The following is a 12496-nucleotide window of genomic DNA, read 5'->3' on the forward strand; positions in this document are numbered from 1 at the left end:
CCCCTGTCCCCCCCGGTTATGGGGCCATTGGCCCCTTGAACAACGTGCCGAAATAATCGCCCTTGTTCCATACCGGACGCGTGGCTGCGTCGGCGATGTCGCGGGCGATGCGATAGTTGACGTCGACGAAGCGGACGCCCTGTTCCCATTCGATCGGCTGCGACAGATCGTCGCTGGGCTTGTGATAGTTGGTCGACATGAAATGCTCGACCGCGGCCTTGCCCGGCCCCTTCTGGCCCGGCCACAGGAACACCGAGGGCACGCCCTTCTGCACGAAGCGGAAATGGTCGGAGCGCACGAAAATCCCCTCGTCCGGCATCGGATCCGGCGACAGCGTCACGCCCGCGCTCTGCACGGCGCGCTCGATGATCGGCCCCAAGGTCGAACGATCGCCGCCGAACGCCACCATGTCCTCGAACTTGTAGGTCAGGATCGGCATGTCGAGATTGACGTTGGCGATGATCGACGATGCCGGAACCGTGGGGTGATTGGCGAAATAGTCGCTGCCGATCAGCCCCTTCTCCTCGGCGGTGACGGCCAGGAACAGCACGCTGCGCTTGGGCGCGCCTTCCTTCTGGAAACGCTTGGCCTCCTCGATCAGGCTGGCGATGCCGATCGCATTGTCGAGCGCGCCATTGTGGATCTTGTCCTCGCCCTTGCCGCTGTTGCCGACATGGTCGAGGTGCGCCGAGAGGACGACCACTTCCTTGGCGAGCGTCGGATCGCTGCCGGGCAGCATCGCGATGACGTTGGACGAGCGCGCGGGCGTGAAGCTCGTCTTCACCGACGCGGAAAGCGTTGCCGGCAATGCCTCGGGCGTGAAGCGGGCGTCGGCCTTGTTCGCTTCCCTGGCGATCTTCGTCCAGCCCGTCCGCGCACCGGCGAACAGCTTTTCCGCGCCGGTCAGGCTCAGCGTCGCAAGCGTCGGGATGCCGCCTTCCTCGACATGGCCGGTGCCATCCGGATTGGCCCAGGTCATGCGGCTGTGGCTGTTTGCTTCCGCCAGCTTGGCGAACGGGCGCTGCTTCTCGCTGCGCGGGGTGTAGAGCGTGACCGTGCCGATCGCCCCGCGCTCGGCGGCGAAGCGCGCCTTGGTGGTGGGGGAGCCGAGCCACGCACGCTCCTCACCCGTCATCTTGGACGGCGAGCCGCTGACGAAGGCGACGATCTTCCCCTTCACGTCCACGCCGCTGTAATCGTCGCGGCCATATTGCGGCGCGACGATGCCATAGCCGACGAACACCACGGGGGCGGACAGGTCCGTCTCCTTTGCACGCGGGTTCGCCGAGGGGACGTAATCGACGCCGTAGGTGAGCGGCAGCGTGGTGCCGCCGCGCGTAACGCTCAGCTTGCCCTCGCCATCCGTCTTGAACGCCACCAGCGGCACGTTCTGCAGATAGCTACCCTTGTCGCCGGCCGGCTTCAGCCCGGCGGCAAAGAACTGCGAGGCGACATATTCCGCCGCGATATCATATTCCGGGCTGCCCGCCTCGCGCCCCTTCATCGCGTCCGATGCAAGGAACATGACATGCCCCTTGATCGCCGAGGCACCCGGCGACAGCGGCGCTGCCTCCTGCGCGATCGCCGTTACCGGCAGGGTGGAGAGAAGAAACGCAAGAACGACACGACGCATTGGTGGATTGATCCGAAAGAAACCGTTCGTCGCGGCCATCGGGATGCGGCACGCCGGCACGGACGGGAAGGTTGAGCGATTTCTTCGAACTAGCAGCCCGCCGCGCCATCGCAAGCACCCCGTCCCGCCGCGGCAAGCCGCCTTCAGCTAATACGGATGGAACCCAAGGCGCCCCCGGCTATATCTCCCCTCATGCTCGACGTTCTCAACGCACCCGCCGTCCCCGCCGTTCACCGGCGCCAGGATTATCGTCCGCCGGCCTGGCTGGTGCCGCAGCTGTCGCTCGATTTCGCACTCGATCCCGCCGCTACCCGCGTCCGCGCCCGGCTGGAGGTCACGCGCAATCATGAGGGTGACGAGCCGCTGCGCCTCGACGGGGAGGAACTGACGCCGCTCTCCGTCAGCGTCGACGGCGTCGCGATCAACGACTGGCGGATGGAGGGCGACCAGCTCGTCATCCCGCTGACCGGCAAGGATCATGTCATCGAGACCGAGGTGGAGATCGCGCCCGATCGCAACACCCAGCTGATGGGCCTCTATTCCTCGGGCGGGAACCTGTGCACCCAGTGCGAGGCGGAAGGCTTCCGCCGCATCACCTTCTTCCCCGATCGCCCCGACGTGCTCGCCACCTATCGCGTGCGCATGACGGCCGACAAGGCACGCTATCCGGTGCTGCTGGCCAATGGCGATCCCGTCGCGTCCGGTGATAACGGCGACGGCACCCACTGGGCGGAATGGCACGATCCCTTCCCCAAGCCCTCGTATCTGTTCGCGCTGGTCGCCGGCGATCTCGCGTGCAACCGCGGCACCTTCACCACCCGCTCGGGCCGCGAGGTGGAGCTTGGTATCTGGGTGCGCGAGGCGGACCTGCCAAAGACCGATCACGCGCTCCACGCGTTGAAGACGTCGATGGCGTGGGACGAGCGCGTCTATGGCCGCGAATATGATCTCGACGTGTTCAACATCGTCGCGGTCGACGATTTCAATTTCGGCGCGATGGAGAACAAGGGGCTTAACATCTTCAACAGCCGCTACATCCTCGCCGACCCCGATACCGCGACGGACTACGACTATGACGCGATCGCCTCGGTCGTGGCGCACGAATATTTCCACAACTGGTCAGGCAACCGTGTCACCTGCCGGGACTGGTTCCAGCTCTCGCTGAAGGAAGGCTTCACCGTCTTCCGCGATCAGGGCTTCTCGGCCGATCAGGGCTCGGCCGCGGTCAAGCGGATCGAGGACGTACGCGGCCTTCGTGCCAGCCAGTTCCCGGAGGATGCCGGCCCGCTCGCCCATCCGGTGCGCCCGGAAAGCTATATCGAAATCTCGAACTTCTATACCTCGACGATCTACAACAAGGGCGCCGAGCTGATCCGCATGATGGCGACGATCCTCGGACCCGTCGATTTCCGCGCCGCGTGCGATCTCTATTTCGAACGGTTCGACGGCACGGCGGCGACGTGCGAGGATTTCGTGCGCTGCATGGAGGATGCGGGCAACGTCGATCTTGCCCGCTTCCGCCTGTGGTACAGCCAGGCTGGGACGCCGCGCGTCTCGGTCAGCCTCGATCATGACGGTGGCCGCGCCACGCTGCGCCTCGCGCAGCACGTGCCGGCGACGCCCGGGCAGGTCGACAAGCAGCCGATGGTGCTACCGCTCAAGATCCGCCTGTTCGGCGCGGAAACCGGCGCCCCGCTCGGCCCCGAACAACTCGTCCTGTTCAGCGAGGTGAGCGAATCGATCGTGTTTGACGGCATCACCGAACGCCCGGTGCTGTCGATCAACCGCGGCTTCTCCGCGCCGGTGACGATCGAAAGCGATCGCACTGCGGATGATCTCGCCTTCCTCGCCCGGCACGACGATGATCCCTTCGCCCGCTACGAGGCGATGCAGCAGCTGATGCTCGACACGCTCGTCGCCGGGACCATCGAAGGGCGCGCGGATCATCAGGCGGTGATCGATGCGGTCGCCGACACGCTCGACAATCCCGCGCTGGACGCTGCGTTCATCGCGGAGGCAGTGCTGCTGCCATCCGAGGCCTTCATCGGCGACCAGCTGAGCACGGTCGATCCGGAGGCGGTGTATCGCGCGCGCGAGGCGCTGCGCGCCGATCTCGGCCGCGCGCTCGCCGACCGCTGGCGCGAGGTGTACGAGGCGCACACCACCGACAAGCCGTATGAATATACGCCTGCCGCCAAGGCGTCGCGCCGGCTGCGCAACGTGGCGCTCGGCTATATCGCGGCTTCGGGCGCGGCCGATGCGGCGGCGCTTGCCTTCCGCCAGTTCGAGCGCGCCGACAACATGACGGATCGCCAGGGCGCGCTCACCACGCTCGTCAACGGTGACAGCGATCTGCGCGAGGCGGCGCTCGACATCTTCTACAATCGCTATGCCGGCAATTCGCTGGTGCTGGACAAATGGTTCCAGACGCAGGCGCTCTCGACACGCGACGATACGCCCGCCGCCGTCGCGGCGCTGGCGCAGCATCCCGATTTCACGCTCGCCAACCCGAACCGGGCGCGCAGCCTGATCGGCGCCTTCGCGGTGAACCAGCGGGCGTTCAACCAGCCGGATGGTGCGGGTTATCGCTTCCTCGCCGATCAGCTGATCGCGCTGGACCGGCTCAATCCGCAGACGGCGGCGAAGCTGCTGCCGCCGCTGGGGCGCTGGCGCCGGTTCGATCCGGCACGCGCCGCGCTGATGAAGGCCGAGCTCGAGCGGATCGTCGCGACGCCGGGCCTGTCCAAGGACGTGTTCGAACAGGCGTCCAAGAGCCTGGAGGGCTAGGCGCCCTCGCACCCGCCCGCCCGGCGCTGCGCCGGGGCGGGCGGGTGCCGGTGCATCACGCGGTGCGGGTGCCCGTCACCGGGAAGCTGCCGAACGCGCCCGCGCCCACGGTGCCGCTCACGCTGTCGCCGTCGATGGTGACGGACATGTCGAGCGTCATCGGCATCGGCACGGTCATCTGCTGCTTCCACGTCAGCGTGTTGCCGTTCACTTCGCCCGACACGTCGGACGAGCCCATCGCGCCGGAGTTGGTGCCGGTGAAGGTATTGCCGTCGCTCTTCACGGTCAGCGTCGACTTCTGGTCACCCAGCGGCGACTTCACGGTGACGTCGTAGGTTCCGTCGACTCCAGCCATCACTTTCTCTCCTCAGGTGCGCCCGCTGCGGACGCTGCACTCATCACCTCGACTGGCAGTCCCAGCGTGTCAAGCTGGGGCCGGACGGTCTTGGCATCGCCGATTACCACCCAGACGAATCGGTTCGGATCGATGACGCTACGGATCGCGCCCTCCAGTTCCTGGCGGGTCATCGCGCGGTAACGCTGGGTGATCGTCGAATAATAATCGTCCGGCCGCTGGTAGAGGTCGTTGGCCTGCATCGCGCCCAGCACGTCGCCGGCGGTCTCGAACTCCCCGGCCAGCGATCGCGTCGCGCCGGTGATGGTGCGGTCGAACTCCGCCTGGGTCATCGGCTTCGGCCCCAGGAACGCGCTGATCTCCTGCCGCAGCGATGCGATCGCCGCGCCGGTCTTGTCGGCCTGCACCGGCGCCACGATCACATAGGGCGCGGCTTCCGCATTGCGGTTGAAGTTGCCGAACGCGCCATAGGACCAATGCTTCGTCTCGCGCAGGTCCATGTTGATCCGGCCGAGGAAGTCCCCGCCCAGCGCATCATTGGCGGTGATCACCGGCAGCAGGTCCTGCGTGCCGCGCAGGTTCGTGCGCAGCGCGCCGGTGATGCGCGACTGCGGCGAATCCGGCCGGTCGACCAGCACGATGCGCGGCGCGGGCAGGCTGCGATCCTCGCGGAACACCTTGGTGCCCGCCGGGCCCTGCGCCGTCCAGCCGGTCAGCGCACGATCCAGCGCGCTCTTCACCTCCCCCATCGGCCGATCGCTGACGACGAAGATCTTCACCTTGTCGGGACGGAACCAGGCGCGGTGGAACGCGATCAGGTCGTCGCGGGTCAGCGACTGCACCGCCGCCGCATCGCCGCTGCCGCGTGCCTTGGCGTAGGGGCTGCCCGCGCCATAGAGGATCGGCGGCACGACGCGCTGGGCGATGCCGGCGGGATCGGTCAGCTCCTGCGCGATCTGCGCCAGCAGCTGCGTGCGCACGCGCGGCAGCTCGCTTTCCGGGAAGGCTGGCGCGCGCAGGATATCCGCCCACAGGTCAAGCGCCGGCGTCAGGTTCGCGCTCGGCACGCGGAAGCTGACGGTGGTGCGATCTGCCGAGGAGCCGGTGTAGATGTCGAGCCCCAGTCGCTCCTTCGCCTCGGCGAGCTGGATCGAGTTGAGCGACTTGGTGCCCTCGTCGATCATCGCCAGGGTCATCGCCTGCGTGCCCAGCTTGTCCGCCACGTCGGCCGCAGTGCCGGCGTCGAAGCTTGCCACCATCTGCGTCACAGGCACGGTCGCCCGGTTCGCGTAGACCAGCTCGATCCCGTTGGTCAGCTTCGCCCGCTGCACCGTCGGGAAGGCAAGCGCGCCCACGTCGGCAACGTCCGGCATCGGCCCGCGCGTGCCCTTGGGCGCCGGATCCGCCGCCAGCGTGCCCGGTGCTTCGGCCGGCACCTGCGCCTCGTCATATTTGTCGCGCTCGCCCGGCACGACGGTCAGCGAATAGGCGGGCTTCGTCAGCCAGCGCTGCGCCGCCGCCTTCACGCTCGCTGGCGTCTGCGCCGCCAGCGCCGCCAGCTGCTTCTTGTAGAAGCCCGGGTCGTTCGAATAGAGCGCGCCTTCCGCCAGCGACACGGCCTTGCCGCCGAACCCGCCGACCGATTCCAGCCCCGCAATGCGGCGCGAAACGGTGGAGGTCAGCGTGCGCTGCACTTCGTCCTGCGTCGGCCCGGTACGGATGAAGTCGGCGACGAGTTCATCGAGCCGCTTCGCCACCACCGCCGGATCGACGTCCGGGCGCACCAGCGCCTGGATGGTGAAGGTGCCGACCTGCGCATAATCGGAATAGCCGGCACTCACCTGCACCGCCGTCTTGTCGCCCTTCACCAGCGCATTGTCGAAGCGCGAGCTGGCGAGGCCGCCAAGCACCGATGCCGCAACCTCCAGCGCCGGCGCGTCGCGATCGTTCAGCCCCGGCACCGGCCAGCTCTTCACGATCAGCGGCGCGGCGACGCGGTCCTTCATCACTTCCGCCTTGGGCGCGGGCAGCGTCGGTACCGGTGCCGGCGGCGCGACGCTTTTCGGCCCCGGCTTGATCGCGCCGAAATACTTCTCGGTCAGCCGCTTCGCGGTCGGCACGTCGATGTCGCCGGCCAGCACCAGCACGGCATTGTTCGGCCCGTAATGATCGCGGAACCAGTCCTTCACGTCCTGCAGGCTGGCGCGATCGAGATCCGCCATCGAACCGATCGTGCTGTGGCCGTAGGGGTGGCCATCGGGGAACACGTTCTCGATCAGCTTGTAGCTGACGAGGCCGTAAGGCTGGTTGTCATTCTGCCGCTTCTCGTTCTGGACGACGCCGCGCTGCTCATCCAGCGCCGACTGGGAGACGGCCCCGGCCAGCCACCCCATGCGGTCGCTCTCCAGGAACAGCGCCCGCTCCAGCGCGGCGGTCGGCACCGTCTCGAAATAATTGGTGCGATCGAAATAGGTCGTGCCGTTGAGGTCGGTGGCGCCGACCTGCTTCAGCGGCTCGAAGAAGTCGCCCGGCGCATTCTCGCTGCCGTTGAACATCAGGTGCTCGAACAGGTGCGCGAAGCCGGTCTTGCCCTCCGGCTCATGCTTCGAGCCGACGTCATACCAGACGGAGACCGCCACCACCGGCGCCTTGCGGTCGGTGTGCACCACCACGCGAAGGCCGTTCTTCAGCGTGAACTGCTCGTAGGGAATGTCGATCGCCTTCACCAGGTCGGCGACCGGCGCGGCCTTCTGCGCGCCGGGGATGGCAGCGGTTGCGGTCGCCGCCTGCGGCGCGGCGTAGGCGGGGGCGAGCGGGACGAGTGCGATCGCCGCGACGCTGGCGGCCAGTGAAATCGACAGACGCAATGGGAGACTCCTCAAGGATCATGCCAGCCTAGTGGCGCTTCGCCGAACTGTTAAGACCGCAACACTTCGTTACATGATTGACTGCCACGGCAACCATTGCCTAAGCAACGATCATGGCGTTCACCGACTCGACCTTCTCTCCGGAAACGTCACCGGGTTATCTCGTCCGGCTGGTCCACCAGATGAATGTCGCCGCGATCGACCGCACGCTGGCCGAAGACGGCCTCACCGCGACGCAATGGACGACGCTCGTCTCGCTTCATTTCCAGCATGCCGACACCTGCGTCGGGCTCGCCCGCAAGCTCGGCCACGACAAGGGCGCGATGACCCGGCTGATCGACCAGATGGAAGCACGCGGCTGGGTGGTGCGGCAGCGCGACGACGAGGATCGCCGCCTGATCCGCCTGTCGCTCACGCCGGAGGGCACCGCAACGGCGATCGCCGCGAAGCGCAAGGTGATCACCTGCTGGAACGGCATCCTCGCCGACTGGAGCGATGCCGAGGTCGCCGAGCTGATCGCCATGCTGCAACGGCTGCGCCGCACGATGGAGGAAAAGATGGCGGAAGAGAGCGACCCATGCGCCGCCTGAAGAGCCTGTTCCGGCCTGCCACTACCCGCGCCGCCGGCACCGCCGCGCTCGTCGCGCTGCTCGCCGCCTGCACCCCGCCGGACACCGCGCCGCAACTGAGCCAGCGCGCGCCGGCGGACCTCGGCCTCACCGGCGCGCCAATGCCGTCGATCGATCCCAGCTGGTGGACGGCGTTCGGCGATCCGCAACTCGACCGCATCGTCGCCGATGCGCTTGCCGGCAGCCCGGATCTCGACGCCGCCCTCGCCCGCGTGCGTCAGGCGCAGGCGGTGCTCGCCCGGCGCGACGCGGAAACCGGCCCCGACATCACGGGGGACGCGAACGCGCAGGTGTCGCGCCTTTCCGGTCGTTACACCATTCCGCCGCCCTATGGCGGCAGCGTGCGCTTCCTCGGCACCGCACAGGCGAACCTGTCGTGGAACCTCGACCTGTTCGGCCGCCAGCGCGCCGCGATCGAAGGCGCCCGCGCCTCGCTCGCCGCCGCCAGCTATGACGTCGACGCCGCGCGGCTGATGCTCGCCGGCTCGATCGTCTCCACCTATGCCGAGGTCGCCCGCGCCGAGCGCGTCGCCGGCATCGCCCGCCAGACCATCGCGACGCGCGAGCGCGCCGTCCGCCTCGTCAACACGCGCGTGCAGAACCGCCTCGCCAGCGAGCTCGACGTGCAGGCGGCGAGAACCCTGCTCGCTCAGGCCCGCGTCGCGCTGACCCGGGCGGAAGCCGCGCGCGTCATCGCGGTCGACGCGCTTGCTGCGCTCGTCGGCCGCGGATCGGATTATGCCGCGGGCATCGGCGTGACGCGGCTGGCCCCGCCGACCAGCCTTGCCCTCCCCACCAGCATCCCGGCGGATCTCCTTGCCCGCCGCGCGGACATCGCCGCCGCCGCTGCGCGGGTCGACGCTGCCGCCGCTGGCCGCCAGGTGGCGCGCCGCGCTTTTTACCCGAACGTGAACCTCATTGCGCTCGCCGGGCTCCAGGCGGTCGGCATCGGCAACCTCTTCAATGCCGATGCGGGGACGGCGGGTGCCGGCGGCGCCTTCCATCTTCCGATCTTCGATTCCGGCCGGCTGAAGGCGGATCTCGCCGGCGCCACCGCGCAGGTCGATCTTGCCATCGCCGATTACAACCGCACCGTGGTTGGCGCCGTGCGCGAGGCCGCCGACGCGCTCGCCGCGATCCGCGCCAACGCCGCCGAGGCGAACGCCCAGGCCGAAGTCGTCCGCGGCTTCACCGAGACCAACCGGCTGAACGCCGTGCGCATCAACGCCGGGCTCGAATCGCGCCTGACCGGCATCGACACCGACATTCGCCTGCTCGACGCGCAGCTTGCCTCCGCCACCCTCGCCGTCGACGCGCTCGCCGCCCGTGCCCGGCTTGCGCAAGCGTTGGGCGGCGGCTTCGATCCCTCCCGGAACCCTGCATCATGAGCGATACCGCCGTTCCTGCCCCCCCGCCCGCCGGCCGCCCGGCGCTTCGCCGCCGGCTGCTGCTGGGGCTGGCGATCGTCGTCATCGCGGCGCTCGCCATCTGGGCGGTGTTCCACTTCCTGCTCGCCCCGCCGGCGGAGGAAACCGATGACGCCTATGTCGCCGGCGACGTGGTGGCGATCACAGCCCGTGATCCGGGCACGATCATCGCCATCCATGCCGACAACACGCAGGCGGTGAAGGCCGGCCAGCCGCTGATCGATCTCGATCCGCTGACCGCCGACGTGAACCTCGCTGCCGCGGAGGCCGAGCTTGCCCGCGCGGTGCGCGGCACCCGCGCCGATTTCTCCCGCGTCAGCGAAGCGAACGCCGCCGTCGTCCAGGCCGAGGCGCAGCTCGCCGCCGCGCAGGGCGATTACGCCCGCCGCCGCGGCGCCGCCGACGAAGGCGCCGTCTCGGGCGAGGAACTGAGCCACGCCGCGGATCAGGTGAAGGTCGCGCGCGCCGCGCTGAACCTCGCGCGCAGCCGCCGCACCCAGGCGCAGAGCACCGTTGCCGGCACGGCGGTGGGCACCAACCCCGCCGTCCTTTCCGCCATCGCCAATTATCGCCGCGCTGCCATCGTGCGCAGCCACATGCACATCGTCGCGCCGATCGACGGCGTCGTGGCGCAGCGCAATGCGCAGGTCGGCCAGCAGATCGCCGCCGGCACGCCGTTGATGGCGGTCGTCCCGCTGCAGCGTCTGTGGGTGGATGCGAACTTCCGTGAAACGCAGCTGAAGGACCTTCGCATCGGCCAGCCCGCGACCGTCGTGGCGGACGCTTATGGGGACGATGTGGTCTATCACGGCCGGGTCGTCGGTCTGGCGGCGGGCAGCGGCAATGCCTTCGCGCTTCTTCCGCCGCAGAACGCCAGCGGCAACTGGATCAAGATCGTGCAGCGCGTGCCGGTGCGGATCATGCTGGATCCCAAGGATCTGAAGGCGAACCCGCTGCGCGTCGGCCTGTCGGTATTCGCCACGGTGGACACCGCGAACACCAGCGGCCCGCGCCTCGCCGCGCCCGCCGCCCAGCCCTATCGCGGCAATGTCGCGGAGGCCGATCCCGCCGTCGAGGCGAAGATCGCCCAAATCATCGCGGCGAACCGCTGATCCCATGGCGCGCGCGCACCCTGCCGCCCCTTCACTGATCGCCGCCCCGGTGATGGCACGCGTGCATGGCTAGCGCGGCCGCGCCCGCCGGCGCCCGCCCGGGCAGCCCGCCTGCGCAGCCGGTGCCGCTCTCCGGCGCGCGCCTCGGGCTCGTCGCCTTCGCATTGGCACTCGGCACGTTCATGATGGTGCTCGATACCACCATCGCCAACGTCTCCCTGCCCACCATTGCGGGCAACCTCGGCGTCAGTGCCGACAATTCGACCTGGATCGTCACGGCGTTCGCGGTCGCCAACGGTATTTCCGTGCCGTTGACCGGCTGGCTGATGCGCCGCTTCGGCGTGGTGCGCACCTTCTGCACCTCGCTCGCGCTGTTCACGGTCGCCTCCTTCCTGTGCGGCATCGCGTGGAGCCTGCCGTCGCTCATCATCTTCCGCGTGCTGCAGGGCGCCGTCTCGGGCCCGATGATGCCGGGCAGCCAGGCGCTGCTGATCTCGGTCTTCCCGCCCGAAAAACGCGCCACCGCGCTCGGCATCTGGTCGATGACCACGTTGGTCGCGCCGATCATGGGGCCGATCCTCGGCGGCTACATCTCCGATAATTACCATTGGAGCTGGATCTTCCTGATCAACGTGCCCTTCGGCATCTTCACCATCGCGATCTGCTGGACGAACCTGAAGGATCGGGAGACGCCGACCGCCAAGGTGCCGATCGACACGATCGGCCTTGCGCTGCTGGTGCTATGGGTCGGCTGCCTTCAGGTGATGCTCGATCTCGGCAAGAACGCGGACTGGTTCAACGATCCGACGATCGTGGTGCTGACGGTGATCGCCGGGATCGGCTTCGTCGCGTGGCTGATCTGGGAGCTGACGGACGCGCATCCGATCGTCGATCTGTCGCTGTTCACCAACCGCAATTTCGCGATCGGCAGCCTGGCCTTCTGCCTTGGCTATGCGGTGTTCTTCGCCAACATCCTGCTGCTGCCGCTCTGGCTGCAGACCCAGCTCGGCTACACCGCCACCTGGGCCGGGCTGGTCGCCGCGCCCAGCGGCATCGTCGCGGTGCTGCTCACGCCATTGAGCGCGCGCCTGTCGGGCAAGATCGACGCGCGGATCCTCGCCAGCATCTCGTTCGTCGCGTTCGCGATCAGCTACTGGATGCGCTCGGGCTACACCACTTATGCCGGCTTCTGGGATTTCGTGATGCCGCTGCTGGTGCAGGGCGTCGCCATGTCCACCTTCTTCCTCGCGATGCTGACGATCTCGCTCGATCGCATCCCGCCGGAACGGATACCCTCGGCGACCGGCCTCTCCAACTTTACCCGCATCGTCGCGGGTGCCTTCGCCGCGTCGATGATCACCACCGCGTGGGACCGGCGCGAGGCGCTGCACCAGGGCCGCCTGGCCGAGGCGATCGGCAACGGCGTGCCGTATCAGATGGCCAGCGAGGGACTGATGAACCTCGGCATGAACGCGACTCAGGCGGCCGCTGTGATCACGCGGCAGATGGTCGGCCAGGCGTATCTTCTCGCCTCCACCGATCTCTTCCGCCTCTCCGCTTGGCTCAGTGCCGGGCTGCTGATCATCGTCTGGTTCTGCCGTCGCCCGTCCGCCAACGGCGCAGGCCCCGTCGCCGCCGACTGAGCCTTGCGTCCTCCCCCGCGCCAATTCATAGCGTGTTCCAAGA

General features: G+C 68.2%; 8 protein-coding genes. 5 read left to right on the forward strand and 3 right to left on the reverse strand.

All coding sequences use genetic code 11. From position 1 onward, the window contains the following. Positions 1–16: 16 nt before the first annotated feature. On the reverse strand, positions 17–1633 hold the full coding sequence (locus ACH0AE_RS13995; protein WP_294444159.1) for a M28 family metallopeptidase: 1617 nt from the start codon (positions 1631–1633) through the stop codon (positions 17–19). A gap of 192 nt (positions 1634–1825) precedes the next feature. Here ACH0AE_RS13995 and pepN point away from each other — a divergent pair, with 192 nt between their 5' ends. Further along, positions 1826–4420 carry an aminopeptidase N gene (pepN, locus tag ACH0AE_RS14000; protein ID WP_406875820.1) on the forward strand — a complete coding sequence of 865 codons (2595 nt, stop codon included), beginning with the start codon at positions 1826–1828 and terminating at the stop codon, positions 4418–4420. Positions 4421–4475: 55 nt separating this feature from the next. Here the strand turns inward: pepN and ACH0AE_RS14005 are convergent, their stop codons facing one another. Further along, positions 4476–4775: a hypothetical protein gene (locus tag ACH0AE_RS14005; RefSeq protein WP_294444775.1), complete on the reverse strand. Its 300-nt coding sequence runs from the start codon at positions 4773–4775 to the stop codon at positions 4476–4478. Further along, positions 4775–7642 (reverse strand): pitrilysin family protein, encoded by a 2868-nt coding sequence (locus ACH0AE_RS14010; RefSeq protein ID WP_294444776.1) that lies wholly within the window; start codon positions 7640–7642, stop codon positions 4775–4777. The genes ACH0AE_RS14005 and ACH0AE_RS14010 overlap by 1 nt, the downstream gene beginning before the upstream one ends. A gap of 113 nt (positions 7643–7755) precedes the next feature. On the opposite strand from ACH0AE_RS14010, the gene ACH0AE_RS14015 reads away from it, so the two are divergent. From ACH0AE_RS14015 to ACH0AE_RS14030, 4 genes are all read left to right on the forward strand, one after another. After that, complete coding sequence (locus tag ACH0AE_RS14015; RefSeq protein WP_294444778.1) at positions 7756–8232, forward strand: MarR family winged helix-turn-helix transcriptional regulator; 477 nt, start codon at positions 7756–7758, stop codon at positions 8230–8232. Further along, positions 8220–9659, forward strand: a complete 1440-nt coding sequence (locus ACH0AE_RS14020) for an efflux transporter outer membrane subunit (protein ID WP_294444779.1) — start codon at positions 8220–8222, stop codon at positions 9657–9659. The genes ACH0AE_RS14015 and ACH0AE_RS14020 overlap by 13 nt, the downstream gene beginning before the upstream one ends. Then, a complete protein-coding gene (locus ACH0AE_RS14025) occupies positions 9656–10810 on the forward strand; it encodes an efflux RND transporter periplasmic adaptor subunit (protein WP_294444781.1) in 1155 nt (384 codons plus the stop codon). The genes ACH0AE_RS14020 and ACH0AE_RS14025 overlap by 4 nt, the downstream gene beginning before the upstream one ends. 65 nt (positions 10811–10875) lie before the next feature. Continuing rightward, a complete protein-coding gene (locus ACH0AE_RS14030; RefSeq protein ID WP_294444783.1) occupies positions 10876–12453 on the forward strand; it encodes a DHA2 family efflux MFS transporter permease subunit in 1578 nt (525 codons plus the stop codon). Positions 12454–12496: the final 43 nt, after the last annotated feature.

The sequence above is a fragment of the Sphingomonas sp. 179-A 2A2 NHS genome, from assembly GCF_045371305.1.
Taxonomy (GTDB): domain Bacteria; phylum Pseudomonadota; class Alphaproteobacteria; order Sphingomonadales; family Sphingomonadaceae; genus Sphingomonas.